Annotated in this window: 25 protein-coding genes; 5 read left to right on the plus strand and 20 right to left on the minus strand. The window is 62.9% G+C overall.

What is annotated here, in order from left to right; all coding sequences use genetic code 11:
* The first annotated feature begins 36 nt into the window (after positions 1–36).
* Positions 37–1,701: an electron transfer flavoprotein-ubiquinone oxidoreductase gene (locus QRN70_RS25880; protein WP_285420695.1), complete on the plus strand. Its 1,665-nt coding sequence runs from the start codon at positions 37–39 to the stop codon at positions 1,699–1,701.
* A gap of 183 nt (positions 1,702–1,884) precedes the next feature.
* Here QRN70_RS25880 and QRN70_RS25885 read toward each other — a convergent pair whose 3' ends face one another.
* Entirely contained in the window at positions 1,885–2,775 is an 891-nt protein-coding gene (locus QRN70_RS25885; protein WP_285420696.1) for an AraC family transcriptional regulator, read from the minus strand.
* 191 nt (positions 2,776–2,966) lie between these two features.
* Between QRN70_RS25885 and QRN70_RS25890 the strand changes: the two genes are divergently transcribed.
* Positions 2,967–4,019, plus strand: coding sequence for an NAD(P)-dependent alcohol dehydrogenase (locus tag QRN70_RS25890; protein WP_285420697.1), 1,053 nt, complete (start codon positions 2,967–2,969; stop codon positions 4,017–4,019).
* A gap of 4 nt (positions 4,020–4,023) precedes the next feature.
* On the opposite strand, the gene QRN70_RS25895 is transcribed toward QRN70_RS25890, so the two are convergent.
* The 9 genes from QRN70_RS25895 to QRN70_RS25935 form a co-directional block, all read right to left on the minus strand.
* Positions 4,024–4,827, minus strand: a complete 804-nt coding sequence (locus QRN70_RS25895; RefSeq protein ID WP_285420698.1) for an IclR family transcriptional regulator — start codon at positions 4,825–4,827, stop codon at positions 4,024–4,026.
* Between the two features lie 60 nt (positions 4,828–4,887).
* A complete protein-coding gene (locus QRN70_RS25900; RefSeq protein ID WP_285420699.1) occupies positions 4,888–6,198 on the minus strand; it encodes an MFS transporter in 1,311 nt (436 codons plus the stop codon).
* Between the two features lie 165 nt (positions 6,199–6,363).
* Positions 6,364–7,512 carry a galactonate dehydratase gene (gene dgoD / locus QRN70_RS25905; protein WP_285420700.1) on the minus strand — a complete coding sequence of 383 codons (1,149 nt, stop codon included), beginning with the start codon at positions 7,510–7,512 and terminating at the stop codon, positions 6,364–6,366.
* Between the two features lie 46 nt (positions 7,513–7,558).
* On the minus strand, positions 7,559–8,179 hold the full coding sequence (locus QRN70_RS25910) for a 2-dehydro-3-deoxy-6-phosphogalactonate aldolase (protein ID WP_285420701.1): 621 nt from the start codon (positions 8,177–8,179) through the stop codon (positions 7,559–7,561).
* Positions 8,180–8,199: 20 nt separating this feature from the next.
* Positions 8,200–9,189, minus strand: coding sequence for a 2-dehydro-3-deoxygalactonokinase (locus QRN70_RS25915; RefSeq protein ID WP_285420702.1), 990 nt, complete (start codon positions 9,187–9,189; stop codon positions 8,200–8,202).
* A gap of 491 nt (positions 9,190–9,680) precedes the next feature.
* On the minus strand, positions 9,681–10,181 hold the full coding sequence (locus QRN70_RS25920) for a hypothetical protein (RefSeq protein WP_285420703.1): 501 nt from the start codon (positions 10,179–10,181) through the stop codon (positions 9,681–9,683).
* The gene (locus QRN70_RS25925; RefSeq protein ID WP_285420704.1) at positions 10,182–10,436 is read right to left on the minus strand and encodes a hypothetical protein; all 255 of its coding nucleotides are present in this window, start codon (positions 10,434–10,436) and stop codon (positions 10,182–10,184) included.
* Positions 10,402–10,818 (minus strand): hypothetical protein, encoded by a 417-nt coding sequence (locus QRN70_RS25930; RefSeq protein ID WP_285420705.1) that lies wholly within the window; start codon positions 10,816–10,818, stop codon positions 10,402–10,404. Before QRN70_RS25930 ends, QRN70_RS25925 begins: the two co-directional genes overlap by 35 nt.
* 158 nt (positions 10,819–10,976) lie before the next feature.
* The gene (locus QRN70_RS25935; RefSeq protein WP_008085506.1) at positions 10,977–11,456 is read right to left on the minus strand and encodes a GNAT family N-acetyltransferase; all 480 of its coding nucleotides are present in this window, start codon (positions 11,454–11,456) and stop codon (positions 10,977–10,979) included.
* Between the two features lie 254 nt (positions 11,457–11,710).
* On the opposite strand from QRN70_RS25935, the gene QRN70_RS25940 reads away from it, so the two are divergent.
* The 3 genes from QRN70_RS25940 to QRN70_RS25950 all read left to right on the plus strand — a co-directional run bounded on the left by QRN70_RS25940 (position 11,711) and on the right by QRN70_RS25950 (position 12,840).
* A complete protein-coding gene (locus QRN70_RS25940; RefSeq protein ID WP_285420706.1) occupies positions 11,711–12,055 on the plus strand; it encodes a hypothetical protein in 345 nt (114 codons plus the stop codon).
* Between the two features lie 51 nt (positions 12,056–12,106).
* Positions 12,107–12,361 carry a hypothetical protein gene (locus tag QRN70_RS25945; RefSeq protein ID WP_007961959.1) on the plus strand — a complete coding sequence of 85 codons (255 nt, stop codon included), beginning with the start codon at positions 12,107–12,109 and terminating at the stop codon, positions 12,359–12,361.
* A gap of 98 nt (positions 12,362–12,459) precedes the next feature.
* Positions 12,460–12,840, plus strand: coding sequence for a Rho termination factor N-terminal domain-containing protein (locus tag QRN70_RS25950; RefSeq protein ID WP_285420707.1), 381 nt, complete (start codon positions 12,460–12,462; stop codon positions 12,838–12,840).
* Between the two features lie 123 nt (positions 12,841–12,963).
* Here QRN70_RS25950 and QRN70_RS25955 read toward each other — a convergent pair whose 3' ends face one another.
* The 10 genes from QRN70_RS25955 to QRN70_RS26000 form a co-directional block, all read right to left on the minus strand.
* Entirely contained in the window at positions 12,964–13,893 is a 930-nt protein-coding gene (locus tag QRN70_RS25955) for a PfkB family carbohydrate kinase (RefSeq protein ID WP_285420708.1), read from the minus strand.
* Entirely contained in the window at positions 13,886–15,352 is a 1,467-nt protein-coding gene (locus QRN70_RS25960) for a purine-cytosine permease family protein (protein ID WP_285420709.1), read from the minus strand. Before QRN70_RS25960 ends, QRN70_RS25955 begins: the two co-directional genes overlap by 8 nt.
* Before the next feature lie 214 nt (positions 15,353–15,566).
* Entirely contained in the window at positions 15,567–16,565 is a 999-nt protein-coding gene (locus QRN70_RS25965; RefSeq protein WP_285420710.1) for an ADP-ribosylglycohydrolase family protein, read from the minus strand.
* Complete coding sequence (locus QRN70_RS25970) at positions 16,562–17,275, minus strand: GntR family transcriptional regulator (protein WP_285420711.1); 714 nt, start codon at positions 17,273–17,275, stop codon at positions 16,562–16,564. Before QRN70_RS25970 ends, QRN70_RS25965 begins: the two co-directional genes overlap by 4 nt.
* A gap of 187 nt (positions 17,276–17,462) precedes the next feature.
* The gene (araH, locus tag QRN70_RS25975; RefSeq protein WP_285420712.1) at positions 17,463–18,431 is read right to left on the minus strand and encodes an L-arabinose ABC transporter permease AraH; all 969 of its coding nucleotides are present in this window, start codon (positions 18,429–18,431) and stop codon (positions 17,463–17,465) included.
* 12 nt (positions 18,432–18,443) lie between these two features.
* The gene (gene araG, locus QRN70_RS25980) at positions 18,444–19,988 is read right to left on the minus strand and encodes an L-arabinose ABC transporter ATP-binding protein AraG (RefSeq protein ID WP_285420713.1); all 1,545 of its coding nucleotides are present in this window, start codon (positions 19,986–19,988) and stop codon (positions 18,444–18,446) included.
* Between the two features lie 57 nt (positions 19,989–20,045).
* Positions 20,046–21,050, minus strand: coding sequence for a substrate-binding domain-containing protein (locus QRN70_RS25985; protein ID WP_285420714.1), 1,005 nt, complete (start codon positions 21,048–21,050; stop codon positions 20,046–20,048).
* A 145-nt stretch (positions 21,051–21,195) separates the two neighbouring features.
* Positions 21,196–22,014 (minus strand): SDR family oxidoreductase, encoded by an 819-nt coding sequence (locus QRN70_RS25990; protein ID WP_285420715.1) that lies wholly within the window; start codon positions 22,012–22,014, stop codon positions 21,196–21,198.
* Positions 22,015–22,284: 270 nt separating this feature from the next.
* Positions 22,285–23,160, minus strand: a complete 876-nt coding sequence (locus tag QRN70_RS25995) for an SMP-30/gluconolactonase/LRE family protein (RefSeq protein ID WP_285420716.1) — start codon at positions 23,158–23,160, stop codon at positions 22,285–22,287.
* Positions 23,161–23,206: 46 nt separating this feature from the next.
* On the minus strand, positions 23,207–23,923 hold the full coding sequence (locus tag QRN70_RS26000; protein ID WP_285420717.1) for a FadR/GntR family transcriptional regulator: 717 nt from the start codon (positions 23,921–23,923) through the stop codon (positions 23,207–23,209).
* Positions 23,924–24,023: the final 100 nt, after the last annotated feature.

A 24,023-nucleotide genomic window follows, 5' to 3' on the forward strand; every position in this document is an offset into this window, starting at 1 on the left:
AAAAAAAACTGTTGAGCCTTGAGTAGGAGATAGCCTGTGGAACGCGAATACATGGAATTCGACGTGGTCATCGTCGGTGCCGGCCCCGCTGGCCTGTCCGCCGCCTGCCGTCTGAAGCAGAAGGCCGCCGAAGCCGGTAAGGAAATCAGCGTCTGCGTGGTCGAAAAAGGCTCCGAAGTCGGCGCACACATCCTCTCCGGCGCGGTATTCGAACCACGCGCTCTGAACGAACTGTTCCCGGACTGGAAGGAACTCGGCGCCCCGCTGAACACCCCGGTCACCCGCGATGACATTTTCGTGCTGAAAAACGCCGACAGCGCGCAGAAAATCCCCGACTTCTTTGTGCCCAAGACCATGCACAACGAAGGCAACTACATTATTTCCCTGGGCAACCTGTGCCGCTGGCTGGCCCAGCAGGCCGAGAACCTGGGCGTGGAAATCTACCCGGGCTTCGCCGCCCAGGAAGCGCTGTTCGACGAGAACGGCATCGTTCGCGGGATCATCACCGGTGATCTGGGCGTCGACCGCGAAGGCAATCCGAAGGAAGGCCTGTACACCCCGGGCATGGAACTGCGTGGCAAATACACGCTGTTCGCCGAAGGTTGCCGCGGCCACATCGGCAAGCAGCTGATCAAGCGCTTCAACCTCGACAGCGACGCCGATGCCCAGCACTACGGCATCGGCCTCAAGGAAATCTGGGAAATCGACCCGGCCAAGCACCAGCCGGGCCTGGTGGTCCACACCGCCGGCTGGCCGCTGGACATCATGGGCACCGAGAACACCGGCGGCTCGTTCCTCTATCACCTGGAAAACAACCAGGTGGTCGTCGGCCTGATCGTCGACCTGTCCTACAGCAACACCTACCTGTCGCCGTTCGACGAATTCCAGCGCCTCAAGCATCACCCGGTGCTCAAGCAGTACCTGGAAGGCGGCAAGCGCATCAGCTACGGCGCGCGTGCAATCTGCAAGGGTGGCCTCAACTCGCTGCCGAAAATGGTCTTCAAGGGCGGCGCGCTGATCGGTTGCGACCTCGGCACCCTGAACTTCGCCAAGATCAAAGGCAGCCACACGGCGATGAAGTCGGGCATGCTCGCCGCTGAATCCGTGGCCGATGCGCTGTTCGCTGAAAAGGACGGCACCGAAGAGCTGACCAGCTACGTCGACGCCTTCAAGAACAGCTGGCTGCACGAAGAACTGTTCGCCAGCCGCAACTTCGGCCCGGCCATCCACAAGTTCGGCGCCATCGTCGGCGGCGGTTTCAACTGGCTGGACCAGAACATCTTCGGCGGCAAACTGCCGTTCACCCTGCACGACACCAAGCCGGACTACGCCTGCCTCAAGCTCGCGGCCGACTGCAAGAAGATCGACTACCCGAAACCGGACGGCAAACTCAGCTTCGACAAACTCAGCTCGGTGTTCATCTCCGGTACCAACCACGAAGAAGAACAGCCGTGCCACCTGAAGCTGACCGACCCGAGCATCCCGCTGGCCAAGAACCTGCCGCTGTACGATGAACCGGCGCAACGCTACTGCCCGGCCGGCGTGTATGAAGTGATCACCAAGGAAGACGGCGAGAAGCGCTTCCAGATCAACGCCCAGAACTGCGTGCACTGCAAGACCTGCGACATCAAGGACCCTTCGCAGAACATCACCTGGGTCACCCCGGAAGGCGCCGGCGGCCCGACGTACCCGAACATGTAAGTCGAACAGCTGAACATCAAGGCTCCCGAAACGGGGGCCTTTTTGTTGCCCACAAATTAGTGCATCACATCACCCCCTGTGGGAGCTGGCTTGCCAGCGATGGGGTCGTGCCAGTCAAGATGGGGCGCGGCCTGGACCACCGCCTTCGCTGGCAAGCCAGCTCCCACAGGGTGACGCAAACCCTCAGGCCGCGCGCTCATCCCCCGGACTGCGCTCGAAGTAGCGCTTGTACTCGCGACTGAACTGCGACGTGCTCTGATACCCGACGCGATGCGCCACCTGCGCCACACCCAGCCCTTCGGCGACCAGCAAGGTCTGCGCCTTGAGCAGGCGCAGACGCTTGAGGTACTGCACCGGCGACAACAGCGTGCTGCGCTTGAAATGCTCGTGGAACGTGGAAACGCTCATGTTTGCGCAGCCGGCCAGCGTTTCGACATTCAGCGGCTCGGTGTAATGCGCATGCAGATGGCTGATCGACGCCGCCACGCGGGCAAACTGGCCCTGCTGTTCGACCAGCGCGCGCAGCACATCGGCCTGCGGACCGCGCAACGCGGTAAACAACAGTTCGCGCACCCGTGCCGGTCCGAGAATCTGGCATTCCAGCGGATCGTGCAGGCAACGCAACAGCCGTTCGACACAGCCACGCATGTCATCGTCAAGCACCACCGAGGTCATCGACTCCGGCGTCTGCGCCGGAATGTGCCGCCCCGGCGCCAGCCCCATGGCCAGCACCAGTTCACCGAGCAGCACCCGGTCGATGGCCACCGACACGCCCAGCAATGGCGCATCCGGCAAGGCGAAGGTCTCGCACTCGAACGGCACCGGCAGCGCCTGAATCAGGTAGTGCCCGGCGCCGTATTCCAGGGTGCGCGGGCCGAGGAACGCCAGTTTGCTGCCCTGGGCGATGATCATCAGGCTCGGCTCATAAATGTGCGGGCCACGCGCCACGTCGCAACTGGCGCGCAGGACCTGCACGCCGGGCACCCCGGTCTGGCTGTAGCCGTCGCGGAGCGCCAGCGGCTCGATCAACGAAACCAGCGTGGCATTGGCATCAAGGTGACGGGTCAACTGCATCGGAGGGGTCTTCAGAAAATTCACGGAAAAAGGCAGGCAAGCATCATCGCAGATCCTTTTGCCAATGCGCTTGCCCAGACCTGCATGCCGGAGGATTAGGCATGACACCCGGAGAAATCGCCATGGCCGGACAAGCGGCCGGCGCCCAGAATGCGCCGCCTCACTTGTCACTGCTTTTGCGAGGTTTCCTCATGTACACCGCCATCGGCTACGCCGCCCAATCGGCCACCACGCCCCTCGCCCCGATGAAATTCGAACGCCGCAGCCCGCGCCCCGACGACGTGGCGATCGACATCCTGTATTGCGGCGTCTGTCACTCCGACATCCACCAGGCACGCAACGAATGGGGCATCGCCGTTTACCCGCTGATGCCGGGCCACGAGATTGTCGGAAAAGTCACCGCTGTCGGTGCGAATGTCACTAAGCACAAAGTAGGCGACCTGGTCGGCGTCGGCTGCATGGTCGACTCGTGCCGCAGTTGCGAAGCCTGCCAGGCCAACCTCGAGCAATACTGCCTCGAAGGCCCGACCATGACCTACGCCACCCCGGATCGGGTCGACGGCAGCAACACCATGGGCGGTTATTCCGACAGCATCGTGGTCAGCGAACACTTCGTCGTACGCATTCCGGAAAAACTCGCCCTGGCCAGCGCCGCGCCGATCCTCTGCGCCGGCATCACCACCTACTCGCCGCTCAAGCACTACGGCGTCAAGGCCGGGGACAAGGTCGGCATTCTCGGCATGGGCGGCCTCGGTCACATGGGCATCAAGTTCGCCAAGGCCATGGGCGCCGAAGTGACGCTGTTCACCCGTTCGGCGAGCAAGGCCGAGGAAGGTCGTCGTCAGGGCGCCGACCATGTGATCGTCTCCACCGACGCCGAGCAGATGCAGGCGGCGGCGGGTTACTTCGATTTCCTGCTCGACACCATTCCGGTGCAGCACGACCTCAACCCGTACCTCGACACCCTGCGCTTCGACGGCGTGCACATTCTGGTCGGCCTGATCGAACCGGTGAATCCACCGGTCCACGCCGGCAAACTGGTGATGAGCCGCCGGGTGCTGGCCGGCTCCCTGATCGGTGGCGTCGCCGAAACCCAGGAAGTGCTGGATTTCTGCGCCGAGCACAACATCACCTGTGACATCGAAATGCTCGACATCCGCCAGATCAACGAGGCCTACGCGCGGATGATCGCCGGTGACGTCAAGTACCGTTTCGTGATCGACATGGCGACGCTGAAAGTCTGATCCCTCAGACCTTCAGTCCCAGTTCCGCCGAGAGCCGGGCTGTGACCCCTTTGATCAGGGGAATCAGCTCGGCCATTTTTTCCAGCGGCATGTACGGCACGGTGCTGGCGATGCTGATCGCCGCGACGATGCGTTTGCTCGCATCGCGGATCGGCGCCGCCACGCAGCGGATCGACGGTTCGTTGTCTTCCAGATCGAACGCGTAGCCACCGGCCACGTACTCGGTCATGCGCTGCTCGAGCTGTGGCCACGACTGTTGCGGGTGCTGCGGCCAGAACTGACTTTTCCCACCCGCCGGCAGGCTGATGTCGTACAGCCGTTGCCAGTCTTGCGGCGAGTCGTCGAGCATCAGCGCCTTGCCGATCCCGGTGCGCGCCAGCGGCATGCGATGGCCAACCCGCGAACGCATTTCCGGGCCGTTGCGCCCAGGATTCTTCAACAGGTACAGCACCTCGTCGCCCTCGCGGATGCCCAGGTGCACGGTGTCGCCGGTCAGCGCCGACAACTCGTCCAGATACGGCCCGGCCAGGCTCACCAGCGGCAATTCCTCGCGCGCCTGAAACCCCAGTTCGATCAGCTTCGGCCCCAGCAGATAACCGATTTGCGGCACCACACGCAGATAGCGCTCATCCACCAGGCAACTGGCCAGGCGATGGGTGGTGCTGCGCGTGGTGCCGATCAGCCGGGCGATTTCCTTTAGATCGCGGGCGCCGCTGGCCACAGCCTGCACCACACCGAGGCCACGCAGCAGGGTCTGGGTGCCAGTGGGCGCGGCGTCCTTGGCGGTTTTTGGGGCATCTTCCTGCATATCCAGCCTTTACCGTTGAGCGAGGGAACGGGCGGCATTATGGTCGCCCGACACGGACGACTACAACTCGATGCGCTCGACCTTGCCGACCAGCAGCACGTAGGACAATGCACCGATCAGCGCCAGCACGGCGATGTAGGTGATCGCCGGAGCGAACGAATCACCGCTGGCGAGGAAACCGATGACAATCGGCGTGGCAATCGCCGACAGATTGCCGATGAAGTTGAACACCCCACCGGTCAGCCCCAGCAGACGCGCCGGCGCCAGTGTCGAGACCAGCGACCAGGTGATCGATGCCAGCCCGTTGCCGAAAAACGCCAGGGCCAGGAAGGCAATCACCAGCGGCGTCGACTCGACTAAGTTGGCGCCAATGATCGAGGTGGAAATCAGCAGGCCGGCGATGATCGGCAACTTGCGCGCAAACCCCACCGTGCAACCGCGCCGGATCAGCCAGTCGGAGAAGAACCCGGAACACAGCACGCCAATGAACGCGGCGAGAAACGGCAGCGACGCCAGCAGCCCGGACTTGATGAAGTCCATGCCGCGGTATTTCACCAGGTAGGTCGGGAACCAGGTGAGGAAAAACCACAGCGTCGAATTCAGACAGAACTGACCGAGGTAGATCCCCCACAACTTGCGCCTGGTCAGGACGATGCCCAGATCGGTCCAGCTGAACCTGGCTTTGACCTGGGTCGTTTCGGCCTGGATGTCGACCAGCCCGCCGCCCTCGCGGATCAGCTCGATCTCGGCGTCGTTGGCACCACGGAAATCCCGTGGCTCGCGATACACCGCATACCAGATCGCGGCCCACAGGATGCCCACCGCACCGGTGACGACAAACACCATGTGCCAGCCGAACTCGTGTTGCAGCCAGGCGAGAACCGGCGTGAGAAACGCCAGGCCAACGAATTGCCCGGAGGTGTAGAAACCGATGGCCGTGGCGCGCTCTCGCTCCGGGAACCAGGTTGTGACCACCCGGCTGTTGATCGGATAGGCCGGCGCCTCCAGTGCGCCAACGGCCATGCGCAACACGAACAGCGCGATGAAGCTGGCGGCGAAACCGAGCATCACCGTGGCCAGCGACCACAGCAACAGCGCCACGCTGTAGAGAATGCGCGGCGGCACCCGATCCACCAGCCAGCCGCCGGGGATCTGCATGGCGGCGTAGGTCCAGCCGAACGCGGAGAAAATCAGCCCGACATGCACCGGATCGATACCCAGTTCGCTGGTCAGCGCCGGGGCGGCAATCGACAGGTTGCTGCGGTCGAGGTAGTTGATGACCACGGTGATGAACAACAGCACCATGATGAAGAATCGCTTGCGGCTGGGCGTGACTAAAGACGCCTGCCCGGTGAGGGTTTGCGGTTGCATGGGGAGCGCCTCTTCTTATGTTTATTGAGGTCGGGGGTATGCAGATCTCCGCTCCATGGAGATCAACCTGTGGGAGCGAGCTATCGGGCGACACCGGTTTCGAATGTGCCGCCCTCTTCGCGAGCAAGCTCGCTCCCACAGTGTCAGGGGTGGGTCAGGAAAGACTCACCACTCGGCGAAGCTGCCGTCGGCATGCCGCCAGATCGGGTTGCGCCAGCGGTGGCCGACGGCCGCGCGTTCGATCACGTACTCCTCGTTGATCTCGATACCCAGGCCCGGGCCATTGGGGATCCTGACGAAGCCCTGGTCGTAGTCGAACACCCGCGGATCCTTTACGTAGTCGAGCAAATCGTTGCTCTCGTTGTAATGGATGCCCAGGCTCTGCTCCTGGATGAACGCGTTGTAGCAGGCCGCGTCGAGTTGCAGGCACGCCGCCAGCGCAATCGGCCCCAGCGGACAATGCAGCGCCAGCGCCACGTCGTAGGCTTCGGCCATGTTGGCGATCTTGCGGGTTTCGGTAATGCCGCCGGCGTGGGAGGCGTCCGGCTGGATGATGTCGACGTAACCTTCGCTGAGCACGCGCTTGAAATCCCAGCGCGAGAACAGCCGTTCACCCAGAGCAATCGGCGTGCTGGTCAGCGGCGCCAATTCCTTCAGCGCTTCGTAGTTTTCGCTGAGCACCGGCTCTTCGATGAACATCAACTTGTACGGATCGAGTTCCTTCATCAGCACCTTGGCCATCGGCTTGTGCACGCGGCCGTGGAAGTCGACGCCGATGCCGACGTTCGGCCCGACCGCATCGCGCACCGCGGCGACGTTGGCCAGTGCCAGGTCGACTTTCTCGAAGGAGTCGAGGAATTGCAGTTCCTCGGTGCCATTCATCTTCACCGCGGTGAACCCCCGGCTCACCGCCTCTTTCGCGGCACGCGCGGTGTCGGCCGGACGGTCGCCACCGATCCACGAATAGACGCGGATCTTGTCGCGCACCTGGCCGCCAAGCAGATCGCTGACCGACACCCCGAGCGCCTTGCCCTTGATGTCCCACAGCGCCTGGTCGATGCCGGCCAGGGCGCTCATGTGGATCGCGCCGCCCCGGTAGAAGCCGCCGCGATAGAGCACGGTCCAGATGTCTTCGATGTTGCGCGGGTCTTTGCCGATCAGGTAGTCGGACAATTCCTCGACCGCAGCGGCCACGGTGTGCGCGCGACCTTCGACCACAGGCTCGCCCCAGCCGGTGACACCCTCGTCGGTCTCGACCTTGAGGAAGCACCAGCGCGGCGGCACGATGAACGTGGTGAGTTTGGTGATTTTCATCTTCTTGTCTCTCTTGTAGATGCAGCGCTCGCAGCGCCGGAAAGTCTTAGCGCAGGGCCTTCCACGCGGCCACGTAGGCCTTGGCGTTGGCCGCCACTTGCTCGGTGGTCATGCCCGGCTTGAACAGCCCGGAACCGAGGCCGAAACCTTTCACCCCCGCATCGAGGAACGCCTGCATGTTGTCCGGGGTGATGCCACCGACCGGCGCCAGCACGGTTCCCGACGGCAGGACCGCGAGCCACGCCTTGACGACCGCCGGGCCCATCTGCTCGGCCGGGAACAGCTTGAGAATGTCCGCGCCCTCCTCCAGCGCCGCGAAGGCTTCGGTCGGCGTCGCGACGCCCGGCGACAGGTACAGCCCCGCCGCTTTCGCCGCGCGCAATACCTTGGCATCGCTGTGCGGCATGACGATCACCTGGCCGCCGGCCGCCTTGACCTGCTCCACCTGCTCCGGGGTCAGCACGGTGCCGGCACCGATCAGGCAATCGGCGGGCAAGGCATTGCGCAGGATGCGAATACTTTCGTACGGCGCAGGGGAATTGAGGGGTACTTCGATGACGCGAAATCCGGCCGCGTACAGGACTTCTCCGACAGCGGCGGCTTCCTGCGGGTGCAGGCCGCGCAGAATCGCGATCAGACCGTTTTGCGCCAGTGCTTGCTTGAGCATGTCAGGCCTCCAGTCAGGGGTTAACGGGATGAGGAATCGAGCAGGCCGGCGGCCAGCGCCAGTTGCCACAGGCCGCGCTCGGTCGCCTGTTCGGCCAGGGTCACGCGGGTGAAGCCGCAGGCGTCGAGGGCCCGGCTGTAGCGGGCGCACAGCTGGCTGTTGCCGATGAGGATGACCGACGGCAGCCGCCCGCTGTTGCGTCGACGACGCTGCACGGCGGCCAGCGCTGACAGCTCATGGCCGATCAGCAGGCCGGACAGGTAGTCCGCTTGCGCCGTGGGGCTCAGTGCACCGGTCAGGCCCAAGGTTCGGGCGCTGAACAAGGTCGACAGCACGCCAATCTCGCCGTCCGCCGACAACGCCACGCGGACGCCGCGATCGAATGCCGGACCGTCGAATTGCGCACCCTGTTGCTGGGTGCGGCCGAGGATGCTGTGTTCGCTGAGCACGGCGAACACTTCGCCGGTCATGAAGGTGTCGAAATGAGTGATGCAGCCGGCGGCCACTTCCACCCACTTCGAATGGCTGCCGGGCAGGCCGATCAGCAACTCGTTGCTGACATCGACCGCCAGGTTCTGCAGGGCGCCGAGGACCTGGGTTTCCTCGCCACGCATCACGTTCGGCAGCGCCGAGCGCTGGATCACGCCCGGCACGATGTGCACCAGGGTGCCACGCAGGCTGCGTACGGTTTGCAGGGAATTACCCAGATTGGCGACGTCCGCCGGGGTGTCGCAGTAGGCCGCTTCGCGCCAGCCCTGGGCGCTGCCGACCATGCCGCAAGCGATGACCGGAAGATCCGGCTGGGCATCGAGCCAGTCGCCACAGGCCTGGTCAAAGGCCAGCTCGAAGCCGTCGGCACATTCGCGACCGTTGATGACTCGCGGCGTCTTCGGCAACTGCATGATGCCGCACGATAGCGACCGCAGCTCCAGCACCTGGCCACCCGCCGCGAGTTTGTAAGCACGTAATGAGGTCGTCCCCCAATCGAGCGCGATCAATTGCGCCTGCATCGCTTCACCTGTTTTGTTTTTGGCAGTGAGTGCGAGGGACTATAAACCTTGGCGCAGGAAAATCTCAATATATAAATATCATTCCCATATTGTGGGATTTATAGGCTGATCCATTTCTGCCAAATCTTTAAACCATTGGTGCGTCCAGGCGATGACTGTTCTCGAAGCTATGCGCATGACGGCACCGCAGTGCATCTGCGCGTTGATAGCATTCGGATTATTCATCCGCTTACAGGATGGCGAGTTCAACGCAATTGCGTACCCGCCCTGTCACGCCTCGACGCTGCAGCGCAGTCCGACTCGGCGTGTGGGCGAAACCTCAAGATTTGCGGATTTCAGTCAGGGGGGACAGGTACTGGAAAGCGGCCTTCGATGTGCACCAATTTGCCTGCGAAAAGCGCTGGATGGATGGCTCGGTGGCAATTGGAGGGCCGCTGCAGAATGGGGATGGGTTTAGGCAATCATCAGGGATGCTCAATGATCCGAGCGTTTTATGGTGTATCAATCGCCTGCACGAGGTCAGCGGTCGGGACAAGCATCGGGTTAGACAAATACGTTCTGTTGCCGGTCGTGTTGACTCTGAAAGCGCACGTCATGGACGCTCTCTTGATCAACACATCGCGCAACGCCTTGCCACTCAAAAGCGTTTCCTCCCCTGGAGATTGTCCTGCCTCGCGGAAGATCAGCTTTGATTGGTAATGCCCGCCTGTCGTGTCATCGACAAATCGAACGCTACCGCGCCCAGACCGCTTCAGATAATGCCCGACCGAAAAATCATGATCATCTTCCAGCGCGCAGACCATGCCCTCTCCGATCGCAGGACCGAATAAGCTCAGAATATCGGTATCGCTGGTAAAACTGATGAGAAACCCGATACCGCTCGGGGTCATTTCAACGCGGTCATACACCAGCGTGGCAATGGGTCGTCCATGATCCGTCGAACATGAGGCCGTAAACACCAGCGTGAATACGATGAGAAAAAGACGCTTCATTCATTGTTCTCTGAAAAAACTGAGTATCGAATCTGCCATTAACTGGCGCGCTGACTTTCCGCCATTGTCAAAGGGGTCGAACAGTGCGTGGCAGTGCTCACGGCTGTCGGGGGATGTGGCAGTCTGCAGATGTCGCCAGGCTTCGTCGGTTTGCCAGGCCAGTTCGGCCGGCGAGGCGTCGTCGAGCTCGTTGAGCCAGGCGTTGTAATTGCGCAGGTGATTACGCTCGTAGGTCGTTTGCAGCAGATCGGCCATCTGCACGCCGAGGTCCGGCAGTCCACTGGCCGATCTCGCAATAGACGTACCAGCCCATCGTTATCAACGCGCCGTCCTTGAGCAACGAATGGCTCGCGGGGGCGACGAAACCGCAACAGATGTGCAGCGTCAGCCAGCCCTGCTGCGCTTCGATAAACGCGTTCGGTTCAAATTGGCGTAACGCGATCACACGGTATTCATCCAGGCCGGCGTTGCGTGCCATGAGTTCGGCGTCTAGCCGCGACACAAACGCGCGAATGGCTTTGCCGCCCGTGCGATTGAAGATACACAGGATGTCTACCGATTGACGCTGAGGGTTGTCAGAGCAGCCTGCGTTTTTCACCAGGCCATACAGACGCATTGACGCCCGCAGTCCGCTCATCGCCAGTCACTCATTGACCTAGCGAAGGCTCCACGGGCGTGGAGAAGTTTTGCCAGAAGCATTGCCGGTGTCGTCCATGAGCGCGCAAAAATGGCGCGTAGAATGCCGGACTAGAGCGGTGACGGCAATCAATTCAATATTGGATTGCCATCACACCCTCAGCCCTCGGCAAATTCGCGCAACACCTTGCCGTCCATGCGATAGCGCACCCACTCTTCCTGCGGCTGCGCGCCGAGGGATTTGTAGAAGTCGATGGCCGGGGTGTTCCAGTCCAGCACACTCCACTCGAAGCGTCCGCAGTCGTTGGCGCAGGCGATTTTCGCCAGGTGGCGCAACAGGGTCTTGCCGGCACCGCCGCCGCGTTGCTCGGGGGTGATGTAGAGGTCTTCGAGGTACAGGCAGTTGCTGCCCAGCCAGGTCGAATAGCTGAAGAAAAACACGGCGAAGCCAATTGGCAGGCCATCGCGCAGGCAGATCAGGCCGTGGGCGGTGGCACCTTCGCTGAACAGGCTGCGTTCGATATCGGCGACGCTGGCGATGACTTCGTGACGGGCCTTTTCGAAGTCCGCCAGTTCAGTGATGAAGGCGAGGATTTGCGGTGCATCGCTGGGGGTCGCCGGGCGGATCTCGATCGTCATGGACGGGCCTTGTCGGAAAAAGGAAAACGCCATACTAAGGCGGCGCGCGCCGCGCGTCACATGGCAAAACACACACGTGCCCCGTCGACCGTGGGGATTATTGCGGCGTGCGACGCGCCTCGGCGAGCCAGTCAGCCCCGCCCGCCCACCCGCGACGGACCGGACGAGCCAGACCGTTCGTCGCTCATCAGGCACCAATGCAGCGCGAGGGCAGACCAACAAAAGGTAAGGATTCCCATCACTGGAGACACCCTATGATCTCGTCAAGGTTGACTGCCCTCGTATTCGCTACCCTGCTCAGCCCGGCGGTTTTCGCCGCCTCCACCACCGCTGCCGGCACCGGCCCGACCGACCCGGTCACCCCGCCGCGAGCCCCCGTCATCAACAGCGCCCCCGGGATGAACACCGACGGCTCCGGCGTGCCGCTGATCAATCAGCCACCGGCCACCGGCACCGACCCGCGCACTCAGGGCGCCGATCCCGGACGCCAGGGCGGCATGAACACACCTGATGCCCCTGCTACACCGGACAACGCCGGACCCGGCGTCGGCTCGAAAACCACCACTGGTGGTTCCGGCTCGGAAGGTTCCGGCCAGTAATCAGTGATTCGCCCACGCGAATGCCTTATCCACATCCATGAAGAGGTCAGCATGAACGTAGATAAAAACCTGGAAAAAGAAGTCCTCACCCGCCTGCTGCACGCCCATCCGAGCGGACTCGGCAAAGAGGTGCTGGATAACTATCGCGGCGAGAAAGTCGTGGCCAGCGCCCTCGCCGCCCTGCAGGATCGCGGGCTGATTCACCATGGTCATGTGACCTGCAACGAGGCCGGCGAACACTCGTTGAACCTGCCGATCAAGCTCAGTGCGGCCGGCGTCGAAGCGGCGCGCAAGCTTGATGTCTAGAAGCCGTGATCGTGTGAACGCATGATCGTGCAGGAACTGCCGCAGGCTGCGGCAGTTCCTGCCGGTGTAATCCATCTACCGATGCAAGGAGAAATCCCATGCCTCGTGGAAGCAAAGACAAATACACCGCCGAGCAGAAGCGCAAGGCCGAACACATCGAAGACAGCTATGAGCAAAAAGGCCTGTCCAAGGCCGAAGCCGAAGCGCGGGCCTGGGCCACGGTCAACAAGCAGTCTGGCGGCGGTGAGAAACCGGGCGGTTCCGGGCGCAGGAAGCCCGCGAGCGACAAGTCCGCCGATCGCCAGGAATCATCGCGGCGCGCGGTGGCCAGTCGTGACGGGCATGCGCGTGACAGCAAGGCGTCGCGAGAGGCGCAGACCGTGGACAGCCTGAGGAAAGAGGCCCGGGCGAAGCACATTCCGGGGCGTTCCTCGATGCGCAAGGATGAGTTGATCGCGGCGTTGCGCAAGGCCGGTTGATTTTGTTGTGAGGCTGATGGCCTCATCGCTGGCAAGCCAGCTCCCACAGTGATTCCTGGATACACACAGTTTGCGTTTCACTGCGAAACCCGTGGGAGCTGGCTTGCCAGCGAAAGCGTCAGATCAGTCGCCGCAAGACTGGCGGATAAACGCATCCACTTCAGCAGCCCCCGGCGAAGTCGCCGGCCCCCACCGCGTCACCGCCAACGCCGCTGCTGCGTTGGCCCTTTGCGCCGCCTCAGGCGCGTTCAAACCCTGCGCCAACCCAGCGACAAATACCCCGGCATGCGCATCGCCGGCGCCGTTGCTGTCCACGGCTTTCACGGCAAATCCCGGCACATGCCGACGCTCGCCACGCTGATGAATCCAGCACCCCTGCGGCCCGTCGCGCACCACCATCAGCACATCCCTGGGCAAGTGCTCCGCCAACCGGTCCAGCGCTTGAGCAATGTCACTCGCCCCAGTAAAACGCAACGCCTCGACACTGTTGCTGGTCCACACATCGATGCGCGGCAGCAGGGACTGCATCAATGACGAGTCGGGCGACTCGACCAGCGGGCCCGGATCGAACACCACGCTGACCGCCTGCGGCAACGCCAGCGTCCAGTCCAGCAGCGCCTGCGCCTTGCCTTCGTGAAGCAGGCTGTAACCGCTCACATAAACGTAATCGCCCGCCTCGGCAGCCACGCTGTTCAAGTCTGCCTCGGTTACCTCACCTTCCGCGCCGATGTAGGAAATGAAGCTGCGCTCGGCCGACGCATCGGTCAGCGCCACGCAAATCCCGGTGTCGCGCGGCGCCGGCGTCTTGATGCCGATGTGAATGCCTTCAGCGTGCATCGCCTGGCGCGCCAGATCGCCGAAGCGCCCGCTGCCGTGGCGACCGAGATAAACCACGGGCAAACCATTGCGCACGGCAGCAGCCATCACGTTGAAACCGCCGCCGGCTTCGAAACCGGCGGACTGCGCCAACACATCACCGCCAATCTGCGGCAAGCGGTCCACGGCCATGACCAGGTCGATGATGACCTGGCCGGTGTGCAACATCTTAGGCATGAGCATTCTCGATTTGCGCGGCGCGACGATCCTTCGCCCCGCCGAGTACCCAGTAAAGGCCACCCGCGACCACGAAGGTCACGATCCAGCCGAGGCCGTTGTGGCCCAGCCACGAGTCCGCCAGGAAGCCCTTGAACCAGACGTTTTCCGCAGTGGTGCCGATGGTGGTGAAGCTGAAGCCGAGCACGATGGCGATTGCCCACGCGCCGAATGCGCGCCACTCGATGCCGCCGTGGTACCAGTAGGCGCTGCTCGGGCTGACGTCGAGCAAGTCTTGCGGGCTGTAGTAGTGGCGGTGAATCAGGTCAACCACGAAGATCCCCACCCACGCAGTGATCGGCACCGCCAGCAGGGAAATGAAGGTGATGAACGGGCCGTAGAAGCTGTCGGCGATCAGCATGAAGTAGATCGAACCGGCGAAGATCGCCACGATGTCGACCACCACCGCATACACCCGCTTGACCTTGAGGCCGAGGGTCAGCGTGGTCAGCCCGGCGGAATACACCGAGAGGTTGTTCGACAGCAGCAGGCCGCCGAACGCGGTGATCAGGTACGGCACGGCCATCCAGGTCGGCAGCATGTCGCGGATCGCCACAATCGGGTCTGTCGCCGACGCCAGGTCATTGTTGCCCACCGACAGCAGGCCGCCGAGGGTAATCAGCAGCACCAGCGGAATCCCCGCGCCGAATGCCGCCGAGGCCACCAGGCGCACAGCCTTGACGCTGCGGTGTTGATAGCGCGACATGTCGGCGCCGGCGTTGGCCCAGCCGATCCCGGTGCCGGCGGCCATAGTGCCGATGCCGATGATCATCGCGCTCAGCGGCGCCGGGGTGGCGTTGAACACCGCGCTCCAGTCGATGGTGGCGCAGAGGAAGCCACCCACCAGAATGTTCAGCGCGCCGAACACATACGTCGCCCACTTCTGGATCACCAGCAGCGTGGCGTGGCCGAGGCCGGAGACAGACAGCGTCAGCAGGACGAAGATCGCGATGAAGATCAGCGTCAGCAGCGGTGCACTCTTCGCTTCCACCGGCGAGCCGAACAGAATCGAACACAGCGACAGCAGCACGAAGGCGGCGGTGGTGGTGTTGACGGTTTCCCAGCCCAGACGCGACATCAGCGAGACCAGGGTCGGGCCGATGTTGCCGCGCACGCCGAAGATCGCGCGCGACAGGGTCAGGCTCGGCGCGCGGCCACGACGACCGGCAATCGAGATGATCCCCACCACCGCGAACGAACCGGCCGCGCCGAGGATGGCGACGATGACGGCCTGCCAGATCGCCAGGCCGCGAAACGCGACCAGCGTGGCGCCCAGCGGCAGACCGAGAATGGAGATGTTGGCGGCGAACCAGACCCAGAAAAGCTGCAGCGGATGACCGTTGCACTCGCTCTCGGGCACCGGCTCGATACCCCGGGTTTCCAGTTGCCCGACGCTTTGCCCGGCGTTTGTTGAACTCATGAACAGTGCTCCTGTTTGCCTTTATTGTGGTTGTGGCAATGACGCAAAACGACAAGACATCCCGGCCTTCCTGGGCCTGTCCGTGCGATCCATTGCGGGTGAGTATTGAAGATTTACAGTGCGGCCTTCGCGAGCAGGCTCGCTCCCACAGGGGATATGTGAACGCCATGAATCCAATGTGGGAGCGAGCCTGCTCGCGAAGGCGTCCGCCTGATCAACGCAAGGCCAACAGCCCCTGCACCAACGGTTCAAGCTCCAGATGATTGACCGCTTTGACCGTGGCAATCATCGGCGCCGGCCAGCTCTGCAGGCCCAGGCAGGCCCCGAGCATGGCACCGAGAATCGCCGCGATGGTGTCGGTATCGCCGCCCAGGCTGGCGGCCATGCACAACGCATCGAACGCGCTCATCTCGCCGACGGCCACCTGCTGCGCCAGCGCGAACGCCACCACCACCGATTCCTGCGACGCCACCGAGGTGCCGATCACGTCGTACAGCAGGTCGGCGAGCAGCGCCTTGTCGCTGTCGACACTGATGCTGCGCGCCCAACTGATGCGCGAAGCGATGCGGCCACCGGCCACCCAGTGCCCGTGTTCCTGTGCCTGTTGCGCGATCTGCTGACCGAGGTTCAACGCCTCGCCCAGGTCCATGCCGTTGATCCCGGCCGAGACCACTGCCGCGACCGCCGCAGCGCTGGAAATCCCCAGCGTGGTGTTGTGGGTGACCTGACACGCCTGCACCACGGCCGCGATGAACCGCTCGGAATCGGCGACATCGGCGGCAATGCCCACCGGGGTAATGCGCATGGCCGCACCGTTGGTGGTGCCGTAGCGCCCGGCCTCCTCCGGCGAGTGGCCGGCCAGGATCATTTCAATGGCGCGTTTGGTCGACGGCCCGAGCAGGTCCTGCGAACCCTTGGCCTGCATGCGCGCTTCCCATTCGATCAGCCGTTGCGCGAGGACTGCCGGCTCGATCCGGCCCTGGCCTTCGACCAGCAACTCGCCGACCAGAATCGCCTGTTCGGTGTCATCGGTAATCGAGCCCTTGGGCATGTTGGCGGCGATCGGTTGCAGCGGGCCGGCGTCCTGCAGATCGATAATGCGGCCGAAGCGGGCCTTGATCGTTTCGCGGTCCAGCGATTGCGTCGGCATGCCCAGCGCATCACCGAGGGCCAGGCCATAAAACGCGCCCAGGGCACGGTCGAGCGCGGTCATTGCGAGTCTCCAAATTGCAGGTGCAGACGGAAATGCACCGGGTCGAGCAGGCTTTCGACCTGCTCCATGAAACGGTTCTGTCGGTCGTAGGTGGTGCGCAGGGCCTTGAGGAACACCGTGCCCGGCGCTCGGCCGAGCAGCTCGGCGTCCACGGCATTCAGCGGTTCGGCGCCGATCCACTGATCGCCGCGCTCGCCGATGTAGCCGTAGGCGGCCAGGGTGATGGTCAGGGAGTTGTCGATCAGACCGACCCGCGGCAGGCTTTCCAGGCCGCCACTGGCCGGCATCAGGGAACGTTCGAGGGACACCAGCGTGCCGTCGTTGGAGCGCCGACGACGCTCCAGGGTAATGAATTGCTCGGTGCCCAAGCGCGCCAGCAGATCGGGCCGGGTCACGGCCTCGAGGCGCAGCACCTCGGTGTTGATCAACGCCCCGCTGTCGGCCAGGGCCTGGGCCCAGCCGCTGCGCTGGTCGAGGACCATACCGTCGAAGGTGACGATGGAGCCGACCCCGCTTTGCGTGGCGATGTACTTGCGCCGTTTCAGTTCGGCCAGCGCTTCGCGCAACGTGCCACGGCTGACGTTGAATTCCTGAGCCAACTGATGCTCGCCGGGCAACAGAAAGCCGTCCTCCATGAGGCCGCTTTCGATGCGCCGGACGAGTTCGTCGACCACCCGTTGTTTCTTGTCAAATCGTACCTGTCTAATCATGTACAAAGTGATACCCGAAATGGGCGCAGACGGGCAAGGAGAATTTAGGAGATCAGACAGAAGGCGGGGACAGTCGCGGTCCATTGTGGGAGCGAGCCTGCTCGCGAAGGCGTCGGGTCAGTCAATATTTTCGGCGACTGATTCGGCGCTTTCGCGAGCAGGCTCGCTCCCACAGGGATGAGGGGGGTTACCGTTGTTTGAGGCGGTCGATGACGACGGCCAGCAACAGAATCGAACCGCGAATCACGTACTGGTAGAACGTGTCGATATTCTTCAGGTTCATCGCATTCTCGATAATCGCCAGAATCAAAACCCCGGCAATCACGTGGCGGATCATGCCGATCCCGCCACTCAGCGACACCCCGCCCAGCACGCAAGCCGAGATCACCGTCAGCTCGAAACCCTGGCCAATCATCGGCTGCCCGGAGGTCATGCGCGACGCCAGGATCACCCCGGCCAGCGCACCGATCACACCGTGCACGGCAAAGATGATGATCTTGGTCCGGTCAACGTTCACGCCGGCGAGCAGCGCTGCTTCCTGGTTGCCACCGATGGCCATGGTGTTGCGCCCATAGGTGGTGTAGTTGAGCAGCCAGCCGAAAAACAGGAAGCAGACGATGGTGATCAGAATCGGCACCGGCACGCCGAACAGCTGGCCATTGCCGAAGACGAAGAACGATTCCTGCGACACGCCCACCGCTTTGCCATTGGCAAAGATGTAGGCCAGGCCACGGACGATCTGCATGGTTGCCAGCGTGGTGATCAAGGCGTTGACGCGCAACTTGGCGATCACGATGCCGTTGATCAGGCCGACGATCAGGCCCATCACCAGCGCCGCGCTGACCCCGAGAAAGACGCTGTTGGTGTCACGCATCACCACCGCCGCGACGACACCGGCACAGGCGATCACCGAGCCCACCGACAGGTCGAAGTGCCCCGACGCCAGGCAATACAGCATGGTGCAGGCGGCAATCCCGGTGGTGGAAATCGCCAGGCCCAGACCGCGCATGTTCAGCGGCGAAAGGAAGTTGTCGATCAGCAGCGTGCAGGCGACGAAGATGCCGATCGCCGCCAGCAGCATGACCCAGTCATCGAGGAAACGCCGCAGGTCGAGGGGTTTGCGTGCGGTCGGCAGGGTTTCGTTTTGGGTTGTCATCATAGTCACCTCTCAGTTCGCCACGCCGTCAGCGCGTTGGCGCGGCAAAGCCAGTTGCAGCAAGTTGGATTCATTGGCCTGGTCACGGCTGACTTCGCCGCGCAGGGCGCCTTCGCACAGCACCAGGATGCGATCGGAAATGCCCATGACTTCCATCAGGTCGCTGGACACCACGATCACCGAGATTCCGTCGGCGGCCAGGTTATGGATGATCTGGTAGATCTCGGCCTTGGCGCCGATGTCGATGCCACGGGTCGGTTCGTCGAGCAGCAGGACCTTCATCGGCATCGACAGCCAGCGGCCAAGAATGGCCTTCTGCTGGTTGCCGCCGGAAAGGAACTTGATCTGCTGCCCGGCATGCGGGGTTTTCACCTTCAACGCCTTGATCTGTTTGTCGGCGTTGCCCTTCTCCCACATACCGCGCAGCAGGCAACCGAGGCCGGAGTGCGCACCGCGGGCGCTGATGTTGATGTTCTCGGCGACGCTGGCCAGCGGGATGATGCCCTCCTTCTTGCGGTCCTCCGGGCACAGCAGGATCCCGGCGGCGATCGCATCGCGTGGCGAGCGCAGCTTCAGTTCATGGCCGCGCAATTCCAGGCGCCCGGCCGTGTGCCGCTCCAGACCGCTGAGCAGGCGGAACAACTCGGTGCGCCCGGCCCCGACCAGACCGAACAGGCCAAGGATCTCGCCCTTGTGCGCCTCGAAACTGATTGGCGAACGCAGCCCAGGGCCAAGCAATCCGTCGACCTTGAGCGCCACCGCGCCGCGCGGGCGGCTGCGGTAGTCGTAGATGTCCTGGATGTCACGACCGACCATGCAGGTCACCAGTTGATCGTGGCTCAACTGGCTCATGTCGTCGAAGGTGCGCACGTAACGCCCATCCTTGAACACCGTCACCGCGTCGCAGATGCGGAACACTTCTTCCATACGATGGGACACGTAGAGCACCACTTTGCCCTCATCGCGCAGGCGACCGATGATCGCCATCAAGCGGTCGATTTCCCGCGCCGAGAGGCTGCTGGTCGGCTCATCGAAGGCGATCACATGCGCGCCCCGCGACAGCGCCTTGGCGATTTCCACCAGTTGCCGCTGGCCGAGGGACAGGCGCCCGACCTTGGTCTGCGGGTCGATTTCATCGGCCAGGCCCTTGAGGCAGGCCAACGCGTTCTGGCGTAGCGCGCCTCGGTTGATCAGACCGAAGCTGGCCGGCAGGTGACCGAGAAACAGGTTCTCGGCGACGCTCATTTCCGGCACCAGGTGCAGCTCCTGGTGAATCACCGCCACGCCGCTGGCAATGCTGTCCGCGGTGGATTTGAACGCCATCGTCTGCTCGCCGATCTGCAGCTCGCCGCTGCTCGGGATATAGGCGCCGCCGAGGATTTTCAGCAGGGTCGACTTGCCGGCACCGTTCTCGCCCATCAGCGCGTGAACCTGGCCGGGATGGGCGACGAAGCTGATGCCGTCGAGGGCCTTCACCCCGGGAAAAGTCTTGCCGATCCCGCTGAAACGCAGACTGCCGCGGGCGTTGTGTTCTTGTGTCTGTACTTGCGCGTGCATTTAAGCCACCTCTTCACACCGATCAAACGGCCCGGGGTGCCCGGGCCGTCGCTGCCGTCAGTTCCACAAGCCGATCTTTTCCAGTTCCTGCTTGAAGTTGTCGCGGGTGATCAGGGTGACGTCGTCCATGGCGGTGTATTTCGGCGGCTCTTTGCCGGTGGTGACCCACTCGTACATCATCTCGGCAGTCTTGTAGCCTTCGATGTGCGGGCTTGGCAGCATCGAACCGAAGAAGCCGCTGTTGGGCTTTTTCAGCTCGCCGATGGCATCGGTACCGTTGATGCCGATACCGATCACGTTGGCGGCGGCAAACCCGGCCGCTTCGGTGGCGCGCACGCCGCCGAGCACGGTGTTGTCGTTCATGCCGCCGATGATCAGGTTCTTCGCGGCGCCCGGGAGTTTCACCAGCGCCGAGTTGGTGGCGTCCATGCTGCCCGGCACATCGAGGGTCTTCAGCGCGGCAAAGAGGATGTGATCCTTCGGCATGCCGGCATCCTCGAGGGACTTGACCGAACCGTCGGTGCGCTTCTTGCCCGTGTCGAGTTCGTTGTAGGTGTTGACCACCGCGTAGGTGTCCTTCCAGTCCCAGTTACGCTTTTTCGCTTCGGCGACCATCGCGGCGCCCTGCTTCTGGCCGACTTCGAAGGCCGCCATGCCGAGGTACGGCACGTCTTCCATGAACTTGCCGCTGGCATCGACGAAACGGTCATCGACGGCAATCACTTTCAGGTCATTGAGCTTGGCCTTGGCCATGATCGCCGGGCCGAGAGACACGTCCGGCGGGCAGATGACGAAGCCCTTGGCGCCGTTGGCCGCCAGGCTGTCGATCGCCGACAGGGTTTTCTCGCCGTCCGGCACGGCAATCTTGATCAGTTCGAAGCCCTTGTCCTTGGCGGCTTTTTCCGCGAAGGCCCACTCGGTCTGGAACCACGGTTCTTCCGCCTGCTTGACCAGGAAACCGATCTTCACCGGATCGGCGGCCAGCAGCGCACTGCTCAGGCTGAACGCAGTGACCGCCAGCGCGGCACTGCACAGGGTACGAATCCCGAAACGACGTTTCATAAGCAGACTCCTTGTTATTTTTTTTGAGCATTTGTTGGTAAGCGGTAGAGCGGTTGCAACGTGTGCTTGCTGATCATCGTGACAATAGTCATATCGTATGATGATTGGATTTCAGACGGACTTCGCCGCCTGCCATCCACTGTGTTCAGTCGTGGTACATCACCGAGCGACCACCATCGATGGTGATGCACGAGGCATTGATAAACGGTGCTTCATCACTGGCCAGGAACACGGCGGTCATCGCCACCTCGAGCGGCTGGCCGATGCGTTTTGGCGGATGCAGATCGAACGCGCGCTGCCGTTCGGCCTGCGGGTCGGCAAAACCGTTCCAGTAATCGATGTTGAGCTGGGTTTCGATGTAGCCAGGGGCAATCGCGTTGACCCGGATGCCCTTCGCCGCGTATTCGATGCCCAGCGCGCGGGTCAACCCGAGCAGGCCATGCTTGGCCACCGGGTACGGGAAGCAACCGGGAATGATGTGCGAGGAATGCGTCGAGGCAATGTTGATGATGCTGCCGCCGCCCTGTTCGATCATCTGCGGCAACACGGCCTTGCAGCCGCACCAGGCGCCGTCGAGGTCGATGGCGAAACAGCGGCGCCAGTCTTCTTCGCTCATTTGCAGCGGATCGCGGAACACATTGACCCCGGCGCAGTTGACCAGCACATCGATGCGCCCATGCAGCTCGACGGCGTGTCTGGCCAGGGCGTGCAGATCCTCCTGGCGCGACACATCGGCCCTGAGCGCCTGCACGTCGGCGCCCTGCTCGCGCCAGTGGGCGGCGACGGCCTCGACTTTCTCCGCCTGAATGTCGCTGATCACCAGCCTTGCCTGCTGCGCAGCGCACGCCGCGACAATCGCTTCGCCGATGCCTTGGGCGGCACCGGTCAGCAGCACGACCTTGTTGTCCAGGCGCTTGCCCTGCGGCGGCGCGGGCACCGGTGGCAAGGACAGAGGTTCAGCCATGGCTCAGGACTCCCGTTCGCAGCACGAAAAAGACCAGGCATCTGCCGATGTCCGGTCTGGAAGGCTTGGGGAACAGGACAGGCAGGCGCCGCTGACGGCATCGGGCCGTTGCGAGACGCTGACTCCGCTGGGGAGTGCGATAGACATTCGCTGCATCACTTCACCTGTTTTGTTCTTTTTAAGTGTGAGTGCGTGTTACTGCTGGAGCCGACTATAAACCCGACCGCCGAATAATCTCAATATATAATTTTGCATCCCATATTTTGGGATTTAGCCAGCAAATCGCGTACAGAGCTTTCCGGCGACATCCACTCGCATGGCCAGCACGGCACCGTCCAGCGGATGGTTGAGCGGACTTTTAGCGCTGGTGATGTACAGGGTTTTCAGATCGGGGCCGCCGAATACGCAACTGGTCGGGCGGCTGATCGGCAGATCGATTCTGCGCTCGATCACGCCCTCAGGGCTCAGGCGCAGCAGGCAGCTGCCGTCCCAGCGGGCGTTCCACACGTAACCCTCGGCGTCCAGCGCCGAACCATCCGGGCCGCCAGGCTGATCGGAGGCGAACCAGCTATGGCCAGCGTCGAGATTGCCGTCGGTATGAATGAAGTATTGGTACAGCGTGTTGTCGAGGCTGTCGCCGAACAGCACGGTGGTGCCGTCGTCGCTCCACAGCAGCGTGTTGGGAATTCCCAGGCCGCGCAGCAATGGCGTGACGCGCTGATCCGGATCAATACGGAACAGCCCGCCGGAGCGACGCACGATCGGCAGGTCCTCGCCCTGCTCGCCGATGTTGTTCTGCATGGTGCCGAGCCACAATCGCCCCTGGCCATCGCAACGTGCCTCGTTGGCGCGGTTGCCTGGCTGCGGATCGGCGACGCAGAACAGGCTCAGGCGCGGCTCGAGCCCCGGCGAATCGAGGTCGAGCCGATAGACACCGCTGCTCAACGTCACCAGTGCATCGCCACTGGCGCAGGGAATGAACGCCGACACATGTTCCGGCATCTGCCAGATCTGCACGTTCTGGCCAATCAGGCGCAGGGCCTGTTTGTCGGCGATGTCCACCCAGTACAGCGCCTGGGTCGGCGCGTCCCAGAACGGGCCTTCGCCGAGTTGCGCGCGGTGTTGGGTTACGGCGGTCGACGTCATGGCAGCTCCTTGGTCGTTGTTGTTCTTGGTCAGGAAAACGGCGGTTTCAACTGGCCTTTCTATCGGCGATCACCTGCGGGTAAAAACGCTTGATCGCCAGGTCGGCGTTGTCGATCAGGGTCATGCAGGCCCACACCCCGCGCGCGGCATCCCGGGCGGCGATGGCGTCGGCCATGTCCTTGTGGATCGGCAACGTGCGGCGCAGTTCATCCGGGTCGGCGGCGGAGACTTCGAAAGACACTGCCAGCAGCGCGCCGAGGGCCGGGACCATTTGTTCGATGAACTGGTTGTGGCTGGCGGCGAGAATGCATTCATGAAAGAACTGGTCGGCGCGGTTGTAATCGATGCCGCTGTCCACTGCCCGCTCCAGCGCGTGATAGGCCAGTTGCACAGCCTGCACCTGGTCGACGGTGGCGCGCTCGCAGGCCCAGCGCACGGCCATCGGTTCGATGGTGCGACGCAGGTCGAGCAGATCGTCGACGAAGTTTTCCGGCAAACCGTTGCGCGACAGCCAGCCGACCACTTGTGGATCGAACAGGTTCCAGCGCCGCACCGGCAACACCCGGGTGCCGACTTTCGGCCCGACTTCAAGCATGCCCTTGGCGACAAGCGTCTTGATCGCTTCACGGATGACCGTGCGGCTGACGCCAAGCTGTTCGCCCAGATCCGCCTCGACCTTGATCGTCTGCCCCGGCTTCACCTGGCCGGCAGCGATCCAGCTGCCCAGCCAGTCAACCGTGGATGCGTGGAAACTGCTGGACATGCACACCTCGAAACGGATGATTCCGGGGGCTCACGCTAATCATCATACGATTGGCTGTCAAATAATAAAAAAGACCGCCGTCTGTGCCAGTGCCTGCAGG

Origin of the sequence: Pseudomonas sp. efr-133-TYG-5 (genome assembly GCF_030209175.1) — a bacterium.
Lineage (GTDB): Bacteria > Pseudomonadota > Gammaproteobacteria > Pseudomonadales > Pseudomonadaceae > Aquipseudomonas.